The organism is Sediminibacterium sp. KACHI17 (genome assembly GCF_040362915.1).
Classification (GTDB): domain Bacteria; phylum Bacteroidota; class Bacteroidia; order Chitinophagales; family Chitinophagaceae; genus Sediminibacterium.
Map to the genome: position 1 here is coordinate 822,875 of NZ_AP029612.1, position 18,532 is coordinate 841,406.

Sequence of the window (18,532 nt, forward strand, 5' to 3'; positions counted from 1 at the left end):
TCCTTACCTTCATCGCCAAGAACAAAAAAATTGAACGAGCAATCACCCTATATTAAGAAAAGCTGGCAACATAGTTTATTTACCAATCTCACATTTTATGTGTTGATCGCCATCATTACCGGAATACTGATTGGACATTACTTTCCGACCACAGCAATGAAGACAGAATGGATTGGAAAGACATTTGTTGACATCATCAAACTATTCATCGCTCCGATCATTTTCTTAACCATCGTACTCGGTATTAGTAGTATTGGTAACCTGAAGAAAGTAGGACGCATCGGAATCAAATCATTGATCTATTTTGAGATCGTCACCACTTTGGCATTGGGTATTGGTATCGTTGTGGCATTGATTGTTCAGCCGGGTAATATCGATAGAACCGGATTACAATTGCAGGACGCAAGCAAGTATACCAACCAAGCCGGGAGTAGTTTCAGCTGGACAGCATTTTTCAAATCCAATCTCACTTTACAAGTACTGGCAGTAGCGATTATCATAGGTATCATTCTCAATTATTCCAAACACCGTCTTAAGATCATTCACTGGCTGGGGCGCGCAGCTCACTACGTTTTCCTTGCATTGAAATATGTCATGTACCTGGCACCACTCGGCGCTTTCGGTGGTATGGCATATACGATCGGAAAATTTGGTTTACAAACATTGGTGCCATTGGGAAAACTGATGGCCTGTGTATACCTGACCATGTTTCTTTTCATCTTCTTTATTCTGGGAAGTATCATGCGTTATTATGGATTCAGCATCGTTTCCTTTTTAAAATCCATCAAAGAAGAATTATTGATCGTGTTGGGAACATCCTCTTCTGAAGCAGCACTTCCTTCCATTATGCGCAAGATGGAAAAAATGGGATGCAGTAAATCTGTTGTTGGACTCGTCATCCCCACCGGCTATTCTTTTAACCTGGACGGCACTTCCATTTACTTATCCATGGCCGCTATTTTTCTGGCGCAACTATACAATATCCATTTAAGTCCGGGTGAATTACTCACCATCTTACTGGTACTGATGCTCACTTCAAAAGGTGCGGCAGGTGTTACAGGCAGTGGCTTTATCGTATTGGCTTCTACTCTCGCGGCCATCAAAACCATTCCACTTGAAGGACTTGCATTCCTACTAGGTGTAGACAAATTCATGAGCGAAGCAAGGGCCATCACCAATATCATCGGCAATGGTGTAGCCACCTTAGTGATCGCGAAGAGTGAGAAGGAATATGTGGAGGAAATTGTTTGATGACAGATGTCAGATTGCTGATAAAGAATGTCTGATTAGACTACCCCGTCATCCTGAGCACCGCGAAGGATGGTACGCAGATTTTTATGATAGGTTATGATTTTACTAATCGATCATAATCAATCATAAAAATCTGCGTCCTATCCTACGCTCTTATTCCTTTACGTTCCCATCTTGTCACCCTGAGTCGCTTTCTGACGAAGTCAGAAACTGCGACGAAGGAGATGCACCACTAGCATGCTATGATTCCTTATAATAACCTGATATTCTTTTGATCAAAGCGAAGAGTCAATATAGTCTTTCTAATACCCCTTTTCGCTTCACCAGATTTTTATAATCCCACTGAATATCGATTGCTTTTTTAAGCCAACGCTTTAGGTCTTTGGTATTGATATCTGCCACGGTGGCATATCTTTTTTCTGCCGCTTTGAATTTCCCTTCTTTTTGCAACCCCTCTTCATCGAATGATTGTCCACTCCAGAACAACAAGCGTATCCCATCCTTCAATTTACTATACCCTACAATCGGATTCCCCTCCAGGAACCAAACTGGATGTGCATGCCAGATCTTACTCTCTGCTTTTTTCAATACGCCATCAATTTCTTTCGCTAGCAATTCACAGATAGATTGTTCAGCGGGTAACTGTTGTTGGTTATAAGAATGGATATCGGGATGCATAGATGTATTTTGCATTTAAGATACTAAAATTATTGTTGACCAAACGAAGGATGGAACGCAGATTTTCATGATAGGTTATGATCATAACACATCATAAAAATCTGCGTTCCATCCTACTCGCTTATTCTCAGCGGTTAATATCAGCACAAAATCACAACAGAGGATGAGAGAAATATTTGATCAAAGCGACGAAGGCTATCCCACATCTGCCATCTGCCATCCTACATCCTTATATTTGTTAACCATCAACACACCCATGAAACAACTCATCTGCTACTCCCTACTCTGTCTATTCTTAGCCACCACACTCAATGCTCAACAGAAAGCCCCCGGCAATCCTGTCATCGAAGGTTGGTACGCTGATCCTGAAGGAGTGATCCTCAATAAACAATATTGGATCTTCCCTACTTTCTCTGCCAAATACAAAGACCAGGTTTTCCTCGATGCCTTCTCCTCCAAAGATCTTGTGAACTGGACAAAACATCCCCGCGTACTGGATACGTCTATCATCAAATGGGCGTATATGGCCATGTGGGCGCCGTCAATTGTTGAGAAAGACCATCGCTATTATGTATTCTTCTCTGCGAATGATATCCAAAGCAAAAAAAGAAACGGCAAGAATGATGATCACAATGGCGGAATTGGTATTGCTGTTGCTGACAAACCCGAAGGCCCTTATAAAGATCATTTAGGCAAACCATTGATCAATCAATTTTACAATGATGCACAGCCGATCGATCAATATGTTTTTAAAGACACTGACGGACAATACTACATTATCTACGGTGGATGGGGACGTTGTAATATCGGTAAACTCAATGCAGACTTTACCGCACTAGTGCCCTTCCCCAATGGATCATTGGTGCAGGAGATCACACCCAAAGGATATGTAGAAGGTCCTACCGCTTTTATTCGAAAAGGAACATACTATCTCATGTGGTCTGAAGGTGGATGGACAAATGGCACCTACAAAGTAGCCTATGCCAAATCTAATTCCATCTTTGGTCCCTTTGAAAGAGAAGCTACGATACTAGAAGCCGATAGCAGCATTGCCACCGGCGCCGGACATCATTCTGTACTCAATATTCCCGGAACCGATGAATGGTACATCGTATATCATCGCAGACCCATTCCCAATTTGGATAGAGATCATCGGGTAACTTGTATCGATCGATTGTACTTCAATGAAGATGGAAGTATTCGCCGTGTGAAGATGACGTTTGAAGGAGTCAGAAGGCGGATAGATTAATAGCACATTCAACTACCCTGTCATCCTGAGCGCAGCAAAGGATGGGCGCAGCGAAGGATGAACGAAGCAAGGATCTCTAATATAAAAGTGTCTCGAAAAGTCACCCCGACGAAGGAGGGGTCTCACACCGCTAACAGGCATGTTTAAATCAAAACAATTCGCAAACACGCCAGAGGTGAGAGAGGACTCTGCGGAAAAAAAATACAATTAAGCATCTAAACATCAAAAGCATACATTCAACACACCAAACACGTCATTAGTAGACTTTACAATTCAACACGGTCTTATACAATCACTTAAATTTCATAAAAACAATTCATTACAGTGTAACAATTATCAAGAGAAGTCGATTAGATAATAATGTCTAATCAAAATTTTAATGATGCCTATTCAACTTAAAAAGCAACGAAAGAGAAATAAAAACCGTGTTTTATTATTTGCCCTTTTTGTGTCCTTCTTCTGTTCAAATATTTCTTCAATTGCGCAACAATCACCTCATATAACTGGCGATGTGCTCATCTCAACTAAAACAGGACAACTAACATGTAACCTCACTATATCCCAATTACCAGATATTAAACATCAATATGAAATTCTGCTCAACAAAGGCATGAATATTAAATTCTTCAAAGACAGCACAGGCAAAGTATTAACTTACTCCGGTTGGTACGATGGCAAAATGAGACGTGATGGTCAAATCTACAAACTGGGAATGTATGCAGACACCTTACCGTTACCATCAAAATTTTATGTCTCCTACACAGGAGGGTTTCCAGTATACACAGACACATTGCATTCATTTGATTTCAAAGGGTTAATTGCCTTTAATGGAAAAACTTTAAGAGCAGCAGAACAATCACTTTGGTATCCTGTAATCTATGACAAAATCAATGATAGAATGCTTGCTAATGTAACCTATGATTTACATGTTAAATGTACAGATTGTTCAAATATTTTTATGAATGGATCAGACCCGGTCACTTCGAATACCGCACAGGTTAGTTCATCTATCCCAACACCTCTTTTATTATTTATTGGTGATTATTCAGTAAAAAAAGAGAGTGGATTAACACTTCTCAATACCAACATTTCAAGTGCCGAACAAAAAGTTTTTACAAGTATTATAAAATCAATACAGGAATTTTATGTTAAGAAACTAAACTTACCATATACGCAAAATCTTGTTTTCCTAGAACACCAACCTATTAAACCCATGCATCCGAAGGCAACATGGGGTTTTGTAACATACCCAACTTTTGCAATTGCAGGCAAAGGTTTCAATAGTCAAATTGATACTAAAACAAACAGATTTAATGACACAGCAACGCACAAGTTATATGCGCATGAACTAGCTCACTATTATTTCGGAACTGTTCTAATGCCTAATGATAATTTATTTTGGTTTTTCTCCGAATCACTAGCAGAATATATGTCATTTAAAGCAACAGAACATTTTTATGGAAACTCCTATCGAAGAGCATATATGAAAATACCAGAAGAAACTTTTGCAAATTCGAGAGTGATCCCACTAAATAAGATCACTCATCCTGAACAAATATCAGCATTCTATAGATATACATATGCCCCATTTTTGATTGTTGGTCTTGAAAAGATCGTTGGTATTAATAAAATATATTCGTTCTTACAAGTAATACTCAATGAAAGAAATACAAAGACAGATTACGAATATTTCAAACAATGCGCATTAAAATCAGGCATCAGCAATGCAGAGTGGACTCAATTCGAAGAAGAGTTTATCAATGTAACCAACTGTAAAGATATTGTAATGAAATTACGTTATGATAAATGAAATAATCATCACTTTAACTTCAAAAGGATATAAGCGTATAATATATAGGTGCTGCTATAAAGAACCACCAAGATAACTTATTGAAATTCTTAGCGCATCTTTTAAGAGATAAATAAATGACAGATCGCAGATGACAATTGTCGGATGTCTGATGATTGGACCAACCCCGTCATCCTGAGCGCAGCGAAGGATGAGCAAAGCGAAGGATAGAACGCAGATTTTTATGATGGGTTATGATTTTTATTATCGATCATAATCAATCATAAAAATCTGCGTACTATCCTACTAGATACCTAACACAAAACTCACCACCTCCGCCACCAACGCTTCACTCACCGGTAAAGAAGGATTACTATACGAGGCGATATTCTCTGCTTGTCCTCCTTCTACGATCTTCAATACGTGATTCATTTTTTGAATCACTACTTTCTTAGCGTTGGGTTTTGCCACTGCCAATGCATCCGCATCTGCAGTGGTGATCTGCAGATCATGGGTGCCTTGCACGATCAATACCGGGATATTCAGTTTTGTAATTTCTTTGATAGGATCATATTGAAACCAGGAGATCATATAAGGCTGTACACTGGGACGAAACAAAGAGAACAACATAGGCGATACATCAGTCACTGTTTTCCCCTGCACCAGACTATCGATGATACGATAAGAAGGATCTTTCACCATTGCAGGCTGTGTAGCCAATTGGTCTTTAAGAATACGATCTGCAGCTTTACCCGCACCGGCGATCGAAACAAATCCATCCGCTCTCCCATTGGCTGCAACCATACCGATCAATGAACCTTCACTATGACCGGCAACAATCACTTTTGAAAAACGGGAATCTTTTTTCAGCAGCTCGATCCATGCAATGGCATCTTGTATATAATCATCAAAGCGAAGATCAGCTTCTTTTTTTCCGGCTGATGCACTGGCAGCAATCCCTCTTTTATCAAAACGAACACTGGCAATTCCTTTTGCAGCCAATCCCTGCGCCAACATGTGCAGACTTTCATTCTTCATCATCGGGTTATTGCCATTGCGGTCTGTTGGCCCGGAGCCGGCAATGATGAGCACCACAGGTACTTTTGAGGAAGCACCGGGCATGAGTAAGGTACCCATGATGTTGCCTGTTGGTGTGGTGAGGTTGAAAGGAGTGGATGTTGTATCGGTGTTCGGAGTTGCTTTAATAGACGTAAAGACAATTAGCGACAGTAAAAACAAGTATGCCTTTTTCATAAGGTTCATTTAAGATGAATAAAGATCGGTATTTTCCCAGCATCGGCTTCATGAAAGAAGGATGGAACACAGATTTTGATGATTCTCATGATTGTTCATGATCTATTCCGACGATCATAAAAAACTTTTGGAAAGTTTCGAAACTTTCCAAAAGTTCATTCGCACTTTGATGTAGCATTTCTAAACGTACTACTAAACACAATCACTCTGGGTGTGTAACACGCAACGTCCCCTCGTACCTCGGAGACATTGCGAAGAAAGAATCAGTCATTTTTCAGTCGTCGACTTTCATAAAAATTATCTGTATAAGAGAAGTGAATATTGTGTTCAGAAATTCCATCATTCAGGTCCCTTATTTTTTGCTTTATGTGTTCTTCTGTTTTTGTTTCGAAATCATAGTCGCTCAGAATTATCAATTTATTATATTGGTCTTTAAGCCACTTGTATTTTTCGAACACTTCTACATTTTCAAAACTTACATCAAGTCCATTAATTATAACCTTACGAACTTTCCTTAACGATTCAGCTAGTAATTCAGGAGTGATTTCAGTCCAACTTTCAATCACCTGATAATATATTAATTGGTGAAAGCCAACACAACCGTCCTCAAATCTATCTAAGTACTGGTGGTATGGATACCGACTTCTCTTTGTTTCTAATGGATAGTTTAATTCCTTCAATAATTTGTCAGAAAGTATAATTCTTGGATATTTTGCACTTCTTGTTTCTAGCATGAAAGCGTCTATTAATCCTTGTCCGAATACAGTCCCGTTGTCAATATGAATGATATTTCCAATTGTTAGTCCTCCACGAAAAAGAATGCCTTTTTCCAATAACACTGTCCCAATGTATGCCAGATTTACAATTAACGTTGAAGCCATTTCATTAATGTTCGAGTCAACACTAACAGAAACAACGATACTGTCCGAAAAGGAAGTTATATTTGTCTTTCCACGAAGGTCAAAATTGCTTACACCTTTCTTTTGAGCATCTTCTTCAATTTCCAAAAACTTTAAATCCCACTTTTCTGTCTTTTCCCAGTCCTTCAAATATTCAAGTACCAAATAGATTAACTCAATTTTGGAAGAGTCTGTCTCGGATTGCTTGACAATATCTTTGAAACCAAGAATGTCAATAAAAGCAATTAGTCTTCGTTCGTATTTTAAACCTTTTTTTGTCAAGTTGTCTATAGTTAGTTTGGTGAACTCTTTAGCATTTTGCATAACGTTCTGGGCTTGGCGATGTTGAGGCAACAGCGTTTCGTAACGCTTGAACTAAAATTAAATATACTTACTAATGTTGATTGTGATTACAAAAGCTGAAAAGCGTTCTGTCGAGTTGGTGACGACAGGAAAATAATATTACAAAAGTTTAAGTTTATTCCGTCCCCCCAATATTGCCAAACCTTTTGTTAGCTACGGTTTTATTTGTTTTTAAATGCTTTATTAAGTTTAGCTGTTAACTTGTAGAATTGACCGTAATATTCCTCACCCGGCTGTGCATTTTGTTTAAACTCATCTAGATAAAGCTTTTTAAGTCTATCTTTTGCACTCTCAGCTTCTTCTTTATTATCAGATTGAGATTGTTGAACTAATTCAGTATTTGCTGACCAAACTTTGTTAAAAATATTGCCTGGTAACAGCCCTTCAATTGCTCTTTTTCCACCACTATCAATTCCCACCTTAAAGAAATCTTTTTCGTCTTGTAATCTTAGAGACTCCAAACTTTTCCTAACATGCCTGAAAGCGTCCAAGTCAAATGTTATTACAAGTTTATTATACTTTTCTATTAAAAACTTTAGCATTACTGTACTATTCAAAGTGCCAAATCCTCCGTAAGAATAAATCTCTCCATCAAAATCCAACTTATGTTTTCCATGACGTTCATCTTTAAGTAACTCAAGATATTCTTTGTCTGTTTCACCTTCAACCAAAAGAATAGAGTTAGATGTACTAAAGAAAACACTTCTGATATTGTCAAACTCAGGACTGTCAATTCCTAAAGCTAATGCAAATGGTTTTTTCCAGTCCTTACCAGTAGTTTCAACTTTAATTGTAGCTCTTGGTTTCTTTTTATCAAATTGACGATCTAATAAAATATTTGCAGTCGGGTCATCTAAATTTGAAAGAATAAATGGGCTGTGTGTTGTAGTGATTATTTGAATTTTAAATTCAGTAGCCAAGTCTTGAAGAAGTTTGCCAAATTCTGCTTGCGCTGATGGATGAAGGAAGCTTTCTGGCTCTTCAATTAAAACAATTGGAGCTATTTTTCTTGAGCTTTCAGAAGTCTCAAGAAACTTTTTTGCATTAAACAGGCTTTTTAAGATGAGTGTTCTATTTTTTGTACCGCTACCCCAATTATCTAGGGGTATATCAAAGTCTTTTTCGCCCAAGGAGATTTCGTAAGGAACCTTCTCAAAACTAAAACCAGGAACAGTAAGATTTATATCATATTTTTCACTAAGTCTTCCTAAAAGATCTGTCAAGTCTTTCTTATGACGGTCAGAGATTTTCTTGAATTCTTTTTGCAGAATTTCTCTTTTACTTTTTACTGAAATTCTTTCGTTTTCTGTGAAATCGTCAAACCATCCATGATAGGGACTGTATCTTCTTGCGACTTCGGTTGAGTTATGAAATATTAAGGCTTTTGATGTTCTGATTTTTGAAAGTACTTCTCGAGAACCAAAATCATCCAAGATATCTTCATCGAACTGGACGCCAATTTCTGGATTGCTTTTATCTTGGTGAAACTTGATAGAAATTTGAAGTATGTAATGATCTTTTTCTTCGACAATTTCACCCTCGTTCTTCTTCAAGAACTTTTCAATGAATTTTATAAGACCAGTATCTAAACTCTTGTCTAAACTTAAGTATAAACAAAATGAAATAGGGTCAATTTTCTCAGCCTTCCATTTAGTAAAATCAGTCTTATGAGTTACTTCAAAGTCAGAGCTATAGTCAAATGGGTCAGAACTTTCTGAACCTAAAATTGTCCGTATTGCTTGGATTAGACTAGACTTCCCTGCGTTATTTTTTCCACAAATAGCTGTGTAATAGGTGTTGATAGGAATATCAATATTCTCAAGCGTTTTATAGTTCAAAATACAAATTCTGTCAATCTTCATAATATTATGTGTGTTGTTATTGTTGTTAAAATCGCAGCTAACTAATTAATATACGCACCTCTAAAACTCTTGACCAATTTCACAATCTGAATTAAAGTTTAATGAATCAGTATGTTATAAAATATACAACCCTACTACCCTGCTTCGTAAATACAACCTCACTGCCTCACAAACCACTCCAATCTCCCACACTCTTCACAAGCGAAGCAGTTTGCAGCACGGTCTGCCCAATCAAAACCAAAAAAGGTACTGATAGAGCTGTTGAGTAACACTTTTTTGGTCCAAAAACGGTCATGATTGCAATGCGGACATACCAGGTTTTTGCCATGCACTACAATAGATTGCGCTTCCTGTTGTTTGAATAGTTTCATACACAAGTATTGAAATCAACAATGCAATTTTCTCTATGGGGAGGGAAAAAAAGATGGGGAATACTAATATAGTTCTTTTTTGATATGTTGGTCTACTTTCTTCGAAAAAATTTCGAAACTGCTAAGAATATCAGTGTACCATCCTTCGCTACGCTCAGGATGAAGGGGACTCAATTAGAGATCCGATAGCTGCCATCCAACAATTACTGGCACTTAAAAAAAATCAAAACGCATTTAAAACCCATAGAGCCGCTGTATTTTCAAAAACACAGCAACCCTCAAAAACGAAAAGATCCTCGATTTTTATTCGATAAAACTACCCTTGGCTTTATACATGCAGGCATCTTTTCTTAGCGATATAGTACACTTCACCCAATGATACCCAACCCATACAAAGGGGATACCCAGGGGATACGGAGGGGATACCGTATACATACGGTATTGTAGTCCTTATCTCTTTTAGCAATTTTAGCAAAATGCAAAATCAACGAATATTCTTAGCCTTTGCTCGCAGATCAACATCATCATCATCAAAAATCTGGGTTTCATCCTTCCTATGACTAAAAAATCAAAACGCATTTAAAGCCCCATTCCCCCCAATTACCCATAACCTAGTACCTAGTACCTAGTACCCAGCACCTAACACCTTATCATTTCACTATGCTTTCACTATGGTTTCCCTATGAAATCACTATCATTCTCTTATGGTTCTCTTATGACGCTCGTAACCCCCTCGTATCTTTTCCTTAGGATGCTCGTAGTAGTGTCAGGGAGTAGTCAGTACCTTGTCAGGCACCTGTCTTAGCATCACCTCGACGTAAGGTGTCCGCAGGATGCCGATCAAAGCATCGGTAGGGCTCTCACCTACAACAGGTTTGCCAAAAACAAAACGATGAACATACACCCCAGCGGTGGGAGATGCCTCCTTACGTCGGCATGACACACCTAATACCTAATACCTAGTACCTAGCACCCAGCACCCACTACCACCATATCCTTTTATTCCTTAATTTCCTATTGAAATAACCCCATGACCATCAACCCTGAGATATTTCCTGCTATTCTTGACAGCATCCAAGAGAACATGGTACTGCTGGATAAGGATTTTCGTGTGCTGTATTGCAATAACGAAATGACCCGATCTCTATTTTCTTTTTTTGGCAGAACCATTCAACCGGGTGATGATTACAGGGCTTTTGTGGTTCCTCAAAGTATGGAACTCTTCACCGCATCCTATACCAGGGCATTGAATGGAGAAACCATTGAAGTAGAACATGAGACCACCAATGAAACCTTCTCGAATTGGTACCGCTACAAAGTGAATCCCGTATATGATACACAGCAGTCTTGTATCGGAGTGCTGTTAGCAGCAAGAGATATCAATACCCAAAAGAAAACGGAGATCAAGCTTAAAAAGGCGAACCATAAATTATTACTGCTCCATAAGATCAACACCATCGTCAATGAAGAGAATACGATAGGTAGCATGCTGAGAAAAGTTTGTACCTCCATCGTTGAAGATGGAGAATATAAACTGGCATGGATCGGTCAAGAACCGGACAGTCATCATCCCGATCAAACAATTCATCCCCAATATGCTTTTGGAGAATTACGATACTTACAAGAGATCAGTATCTCCATGGCAAATGAACAACAACAGCGTGGCCCTACCATTACCTGTTTGAGAACAGGCAAAACAGTGGTGACCAATAATGTTACCATATCCGATTACTTTCAACCCTGGCTTGCCATTGCATCCAAACATGGTATCTGTTCATCATTGGTATTGCCATTGCTCATCAATGATAAAAGAGCGTGTCTGAATATTTATTCGCATGATATCAATGCTTTTGATGAAGCAGAAGTAGAGATCCTGGAACAGATCGTAAAAACCATTACCAAATCGATCATCAGTATCAATCATCGATTGGAAAAAGACAAAGCACTCTATGATTTGAATGAGCGAGTGAAAGAAATGCGCACTTTACATGATTTTGAATTGGTTCTGAAAAATGATTCCCTGACGATCGATGAAGTACTGGAAAAGCTGGCGGCCCTATTGCCGAAAGGCTGGCAATATGATACGATCTGTCATGCTTGCGTTCGTTTTGATGGAGCAGAATACAAGTCTCCAAATTATCGCCATTCTCAGAATAGAATAGAAGAAACTTTTACAACCCTCAATCAAAAAAAAGGAAGTATTGAGATCTGTTACGACAGTACCCAAAGCATTCCCTTTTTGGCAGAGGAAATTCAGCTGCTTCGTACGATCGCCGATCTCTTAACGGTGCATTACAATAAAAACTACATTTTTAATACCCTTAAGAAGACACAAGCCAACTTGTTAACGGTGTTCAACAATACAGATATCGGATACTCATTGGTAGACAACGATCTTTCCATCCTTGAATTCAACAAAGCCATTGCCAATGGATATAAAAGACTTACGGGTTTTGATCTGAAGAAAGGACTTAACTGGAATGAGTTGCTGATCTACAATAAAAAACTCAGACTGGAAGATGTGATCAATCGTGTCAGAGCAGAAAAAAGATCTGTGATCTATGAATCGGAATATGAGCATCAAGGAAGCAAAGAGTATTTCACTGTCAACATCTCCCCTGTTCTTGAAGAAAATACCATCATCGGTTTTATCATAGCAGCCATTGATATCACAGATAAAAAATTGAATGAATTAGAGCGTCATAAATTGATCACGGATCTCATGCAGCGCAACCGTGATCTGGAACAGTTCGCTTATATCGTATCACATAATTTACGAGCGCCTGTTACAAATATTTTGGGGTTGACCTATTTATTCAAATCTGACCGGTTCAATGCTTCTTCTTTACCAAGGGTAATAGACGGGTTGATCGATTCCGCAAAAAAACTCGATGATGTGATCATTGACCTGGATGAAACCCTTAGGATCAGAAGACAGATCACAGATAAATTTGAGTGGATCTTATTTGAAGACATCATCAGAGATATCCTGAAAGTAAAAGAAGCGATCATACAAGAGAAAAAAGTCATGTTCTCAGCAGACTTCAGTCAGGTAGACAGAATCTATAGTGTACGACCTTATTTGCTGAACATCTTTACACAAATCATTCGAAACAGTATCAAATTCAGCAGACCCAATGTTCAACCTGAAATTCGCATATGGACAGAAAAAAGAGATCAGACGATCGTGATCCACTGTATCGATAACGGAGAAGGCATTGATACCGATCGTTATCAGGATCAGCTTTTTGGTTTGTATAAAAGATTCAATCTGCAATCCGAAGGAAGAGGTGTTGGATTATTTATGGTGAAGAACCAGGTAGAGACTTTGAATGGAACGATCGAATTAAAAAGCCGTGTAGGCGAAGGCACGCACATTATCATTTGTTTCCCCATCATACAACCCTAATCAAATGAAATGTTCTAAAGTCATTTTAATTGATGATGATAATATCACCAATTTTCTGAATAGTGAGATATTATCATTTTTTGATGCCAGTTTAACGATCGTACCTTTTTCGGATCCTGAAAAGGCAATCGGATATTTGCTCTCAGATCACATCGATAACGCTGATGACAAAACATTGATCTTACTGGATATCAATATGCCTTTGATCTCAGGATGGGATCTCATACAGAAAATAGAAAACACAAAACCCGAAGTCTTCTCGCATGTTCATATTCATTTACTCACTTCGAGTATTGATGAGAATGATAAGAAAAGAGCAGAAGAAAATCCACATATTATATCAATACTGCACAAACCTTTGGATGAGGAATTGTTGCAGGTCATTTTTAATAGCTAGGGATCCTAAGAATAGCCCCCCCCCGTCACCTCGACGTAAGGAGTCCGCAGGATGCCGATCGAAGCATCGGTAAGGTCTCACACATGCAACAATTATGCGTAAAACAAAACAATGAACATACACCCCAGCGGTGAGAGATGCCTCCTGACGTCGGCATGACCCTTGTCACCCTGAGCGCAGCGAAGGGCACCTCGACGAAGGAGAGGTCTCACACCTGCAACAATTATGCGTAAAACAAAACAATGAACATACACCCTAGCGGTGGGAGATGCCTCCTTCGTCGGCATGACGCGTTCGTCACCTCGACGTCAGGAGGGGTCTCCCACCTCCAACAGGTAAGCAAAAAACAAAACGATGAACATACACCCTAGCGGTGGGAGATGCCTCCTTCGTCGGCATGACGCGTTCGTCACCTCGACGTCAGGAGGGGTCTCCCACCTCCAACAGGTAAGCAAAAAACAAAACGATTAACGTACATCCGAGCGGTGGGAGATGCCTCCTTCGTCGGCATGACGCGTTCGTCACCCCGACGTCAGGAGGGGTCTCCCACCTCTAGCAGTTATGAACAAAACAAAACGATTAGCGTATATCCTAGCGGTGGGAGATGCCTCCTTCGTCGGCATGACGCGTTCGTCACCCCGACGTCAGGAGGGGTCTCCCACCTCCAACAGGTAAGCAAAAAACAAAACGATGAACATACACCCTAGCGGTGGGAGATGCCTCCTTCGTCGGCATGACGCGTTCGTCACCCCGACGTCAGGAGGGGTCTCCCACCTCTAGCAGTTATGAACAAAACAAAACGATTAGCGTATATCCTAGCGGTGGGAGATGCCTCCTTCGTCGGCATGACACGCACGTCACCTCAATGCGGGCGCAGGTGTTGCTACCGGAATAATGATGATGGCATCATATCCTTTGATGGTTTTCTCCAAGTTGGCATCAGGTATATGATAGCTTTTGTTATTTAGCACTCTTCGAATCTTATCCAATGTAATGAAGGTCCATGCTGTATCAGAAGCCGCTGTAAAAAAGGGTGATAAGGATTTGAACAGATCATCACTCAGGTCTACCGGCTCTGTTCCATTCAAAAAGCCGGCCTTGAGTCCTGATTTCGGCAATACGAGGATATGATACGATTCTACCTGCTCACTTTGCGCCAGCACATGTGCCGTTGTTCCAATATCATAGACCGGCAGATAGCTCTCCCCTTTCATCGCATGATTCGCACCAAATCTGAACAAACTTCTTTTCCCTTTCATATAGGGCGTATAGTATTGCAGAAAATTTTGCTGCATCAGTTTGATGCGCTGACTATGGCTTCCTGTTTGATAGATCTTTTGACTGATCATCAATGCATCAACCACTTCCTTTTCATCCTTTTGCATGCTACTGCGATCCAATCCCGCCATCTGTTTGGCAAAAGAGGGCGATTTGAAAAAGTAGGGTTTAGCAAGATCTTTAAAAAACACTTCGTTCACTGCTGAAGAAGAATCTCTGAGAGCTGCGTATTGTTTTCGATTTTGTGGACTACCTGTTTCATACAAATATTGAAAGATGACACTGGTAGAGGTCAAACAAATTTGCTCCAATCCCAATAACCGGATCTTCTTTTGAACCAAGGTCTTTAGCAGATCGAAGTCGGGCTGTTTTTGAAAGAAAGAAAAACAATTGTAGTTGCTGTCGATCCATCGTTGCAACTCAGCATTGCTTAATCTTGTGATCTTGTCTTGAAAGAGCTGCATCATCCAAGGATCCAGTTCTGCAACATAATTCTGAAACGAAGATGCACGGATCAATGCTTGGGTGAACAAGGGTATTTCACGAATAAAATGATCTTCTCCGATCAATACATAATGCGACTGATTCACCCGCTCCATGAGTTGCGTCCAACCCATACCGGAAAAAGTTTGATCATAAGAGAAATATGATCTGTTGGCACGGATCAGGCTATCCAATAATTGAGATTGGGCTTGACTACTGAACGAAAGAAAAAGCAAACAAATAAAATAAACAAGGATTCTTTTCCTGACTGAATGGCTCATGATGAGTATACGATTGATGAATAGAATGATGACGATGCAACTAAAATAGAGCATTACAAAATCAAACCATCCCTCACATCCACCACCAAAAACTTACACAACAACTACCCTGTTCAATTGAATAAAAAAATCAACCCAACAACACAAAACCAAGTATCAACAGAAATTATCCACACCCCCTCCAAAAAAAACTGTGGCCCCCTCAAAGAGAGCCACAGCAAAAAAATATACCTAGTACCCAGTACCTAGCACCTAATTCCTCCTACCACCACTACGTCCATTCTGCTCCACTTCTTTATTCATCTCTTCAATATCTGTTTCAGAACGTCCGGTTTTATCTCCTAAGAGGTGTTCAGCAAAATAGTCTGCTTGTCTCCAGAAGAAATATTCGGTCATATCACCATAACCATGGCGTTGTCCGGGTAAGATCACCAGGTCAAAACGTTTGTTGGCACGGATCAATGCATTGGCCATACGAATGGTATTCGCAGGGTGTACGTTGTTATCGATATCACCATGAGACAACATCAGTTTACCTTTCAGGTTTTTAGCCAGATCAGGATTTTTTTCGATGCTGTATAAGAAAGAAGTATCGCCTTTATCGCTGATCACTTCTTTCACACCATGGTGTTGTTCACTCCACCAACGGTTGTATACGGAGTTATCATGGTTACCTGCAGAAGATACTGCTACTTTAAAGAAATCAGGATATACCAACATCGCAGCCGTACTCATAAAGCCACCACCTGAGTGACCATGGATACCTACTCTATCGATATCAATGTACTTATAACGATCAGCCAATTGTTCTGCAACGGCTTTTTTATCTGCTAAACCATAATCGCGCAGGTTACCATAACCATAGTTGTGGTACCATTTGCTGCGAGCAGGGTGTCCACCACGGTTACCCAAAGTGATCACCACAAAACCCATTTGTGCGAGGCGATCTGTTCTATCAAAACCACGACCAAAAGCTTTATTCACTGCTTCTGTTTGAGGGCCCGGATATACGTACTCGATCAAAGGATATTTCTTGGTGCTATCGAAATCAAATGGTTTGTACATCACACCATAAATATCAGTGATACCATCATCCGCTTTTGCTTTAAAGATCTCAGGGAATTTGTATCCGGATGCAAACAGCGAGCTGAAATCAGCCGTTTCAAGATCCATGATCTTCTTACCCTCTGCATTGTACAATACAGATTTAGGAACAGTGTTTACGCGAGAATAGTTATCGATAAAGAAACTATTGCCATCGTTCATACGCATCGCATGATCGAAATCACCTGCATTCAGGAGTTTCAGACCGGTACCATCAAAGTTGACACGGTATGCATGTAAGTAGTAAGGATCTTCTCCTGCTTCTTTTCCATTCGCAGAGAAATACAGCACACGCTTGGTTTCATCGATACCCAGGATGTCTTCACAATGGAAAGCACCGGATGTGATCTGATTTTTCAGCTTACCATTTTCATCATACAGATAAAAATGAGCCCAGCCATCACGCTCACTCCAGTGAATGAATTCTTTACCGCCATTGATCAATCCGATACGGTTGATCTCGATATAGGTATTGAAACGCTCTTCTACTACAGGTTTCACTGTACCGGTAGCCACATCAGCTACACATACATCAATACGCTTCTGATCGCGACTGGTACGTGTGAAGTAGAATTTATCTTTAGTACCTAACCATACAGAAGGTCTCCAGTCATCATCACGGGTATTTACTTTTCCCGGATCAGACCATACCGCAACCGCCTGGTCTTTGAACATTGACACATTCAGTTCTTTGCTGCTTTTGTTAACAACATCGAAGAGGTATAAATGATCTACAGGTGATTCTTTTTCACCCGGCATCCAATATTTGTAGGTCTCTAGTGTTGGACGAGGATTCGCCACGCTATTGATCACCCAAAGATTTTTCACTTTGCGGTTGTCTACACGACGCAGTGTGAAATATTTTGAATCAGGCGACCAGAGTGCAAAAATGGGTCTTCTTCTTTTAGACTCTTTTTCTTTTTCATCATCGGTCATACCACTTCCGGAAAGATTTCCGTCGTTGTAATAACCATAATCATCATTACCATCTTTTGTCAATGCATATTCAACAATGGTAGAATCATTTTCATTTTTCAAAGCCTTTTCATAATTGGCTTTGTCCATCCAGTAAACGTTATAATTCTTTCCAAAAATGATCACGTTTCCATCAGGAGAGATATTCGCCCAGTTGGGTTTTCTTTTTGGTTTTTTGAAATCAGGCAATTCGATCAACTCACCTGTCTGCAGGTTGTATTCAAAATAGAATACTTTCTTGGCAGGTGTTGCAGCTGCACCGGCAGCGCCGCGGCGACCGGTTGTGGCGGTATCTTTCTTTGTCTCATCCTGTGTGCTCTTCACTTCAAACTGGATCCAGTTTTCATCGCGCACAAAACGCATACTGTCTAATCCAAGGTTTTGCGCATCGAAAGGATCTTTCACGATACGGGTGATCTTAGCAGCCAGATCAGCATTGTTGAACAACTCTTTTTTCTCACCTTTTACCGGATCAACGATGTACCACTTCTTACCTTCAGTGGTCTCATACATATACCAGAATTTGTCAGAATTCTTGAGCCAATGCGGATCAACAGCGGTACTGAAGATCATCTTACTCAATTTCTTTGGTGAAAAACGGGCCGCCATTGCATAATTGGCCTTGGTAACGGGGGTTTGTTGTGCAGTTACGGCAAAAGCTAATAGCAGCCATACTGACAACAGCAGGAACTTTCTCATACAGTTATTACGTTTTTGAGGAGCTGAAAATTAGGCGAAACCCATTAAACAACCCAATCAGATGTATGAAAATTCGGTGAAGGGGGCGGGGAATCAGGTTATCGGGTGATTGGGTGATCGGGTAATTGGGATATCGGGATATCGGGTGGTTGCGAAAAGGTATGAGTACTATCCTATACAAAACCACCCG

General features: G+C 39.9%; 12 protein-coding genes. 5 read left to right on the top strand and 7 right to left on the bottom strand.

The features are described 5' to 3' along the window. Nucleotides 1-30: 30 nt before the first annotated feature. On the top strand, nt 31-1,251 hold the full coding sequence (locus ABXG83_RS03545) for a cation:dicarboxylase symporter family transporter (RefSeq protein ID WP_353550110.1): 1,221 nt from the start codon (nt 31-33) through the stop codon (nt 1,249-1,251). A 288-nt stretch (nt 1,252-1,539) separates the two neighbouring features. Here the strand turns inward: ABXG83_RS03545 and ABXG83_RS03550 are convergent, their stop codons facing one another. Next, the gene (locus tag ABXG83_RS03550) at nt 1,540-1,929 is read right to left on the bottom strand and encodes a DUF1801 domain-containing protein (protein ID WP_353550111.1); all 390 of its coding nucleotides are present in this window, start codon (nt 1,927-1,929) and stop codon (nt 1,540-1,542) included. Between the two features lie 256 nt (nt 1,930-2,185). Between ABXG83_RS03550 and ABXG83_RS03555 the strand changes: the two genes are divergently transcribed. Next, nucleotides 2,186-3,178, top strand: coding sequence for a glycoside hydrolase family 43 protein (locus tag ABXG83_RS03555; RefSeq protein ID WP_353550112.1), 993 nt, complete (start codon nt 2,186-2,188; stop codon nt 3,176-3,178). 382 nt (nt 3,179-3,560) lie between these two features. Next, a complete protein-coding gene (locus ABXG83_RS03560) occupies nt 3,561-4,988 on the top strand; it encodes a M1 family aminopeptidase (RefSeq protein WP_353550113.1) in 1,428 nt (475 codons plus the stop codon). A gap of 285 nt (nt 4,989-5,273) precedes the next feature. On the opposite strand, the gene ABXG83_RS03565 is transcribed toward ABXG83_RS03560, so the two are convergent. From ABXG83_RS03565 to ABXG83_RS03580, 4 genes are all read right to left on the bottom strand, one after another. Beyond that, the gene (locus ABXG83_RS03565; protein ID WP_353550114.1) at nt 5,274-6,221 is read right to left on the bottom strand and encodes an alpha/beta hydrolase; all 948 of its coding nucleotides are present in this window, start codon (nt 6,219-6,221) and stop codon (nt 5,274-5,276) included. A gap of 263 nt (nt 6,222-6,484) precedes the next feature. Then, entirely contained in the window at nt 6,485-7,444 is a 960-nt protein-coding gene (locus ABXG83_RS03570) for a hypothetical protein (RefSeq protein ID WP_353550115.1), read from the bottom strand. Nucleotides 7,445-7,644: 200 nt separating this feature from the next. Beyond that, a complete protein-coding gene (locus ABXG83_RS03575) occupies nt 7,645-9,345 on the bottom strand; it encodes an AAA family ATPase (protein ID WP_353550116.1) in 1,701 nt (566 codons plus the stop codon). 158 nt (nt 9,346-9,503) lie between these two features. After that, nucleotides 9,504-9,716 carry a hypothetical protein gene (locus tag ABXG83_RS03580; RefSeq protein WP_353550117.1) on the bottom strand — a complete coding sequence of 71 codons (213 nt, stop codon included), beginning with the start codon at nt 9,714-9,716 and terminating at the stop codon, nt 9,504-9,506. 1,030 nt (nt 9,717-10,746) lie between these two features. On the opposite strand from ABXG83_RS03580, the gene ABXG83_RS03585 reads away from it, so the two are divergent. Together ABXG83_RS03585 and ABXG83_RS03590 are read left to right on the top strand one after the other, a co-directional pair. Next, entirely contained in the window at nt 10,747-13,125 is a 2,379-nt protein-coding gene (locus ABXG83_RS03585; protein ID WP_353550118.1) for a PAS domain-containing protein, read from the top strand. A gap of 4 nt (nt 13,126-13,129) precedes the next feature. Then, nucleotides 13,130-13,522 carry a response regulator gene (locus tag ABXG83_RS03590; protein WP_353550119.1) on the top strand — a complete coding sequence of 131 codons (393 nt, stop codon included), beginning with the start codon at nt 13,130-13,132 and terminating at the stop codon, nt 13,520-13,522. 857 nt (nt 13,523-14,379) lie between these two features. Here the strand turns inward: ABXG83_RS03590 and ABXG83_RS03595 are convergent. Then, the gene (locus ABXG83_RS03595) at nt 14,380-15,564 is read right to left on the bottom strand and encodes a hypothetical protein (protein ID WP_353550120.1); all 1,185 of its coding nucleotides are present in this window, start codon (nt 15,562-15,564) and stop codon (nt 14,380-14,382) included. Between the two features lie 252 nt (nt 15,565-15,816). Beyond that, a complete protein-coding gene (locus tag ABXG83_RS03600) occupies nt 15,817-18,342 on the bottom strand; it encodes a DPP IV N-terminal domain-containing protein (protein ID WP_353550121.1) in 2,526 nt (841 codons plus the stop codon). Nucleotides 18,343-18,532 lie beyond the last annotated feature (190 nt).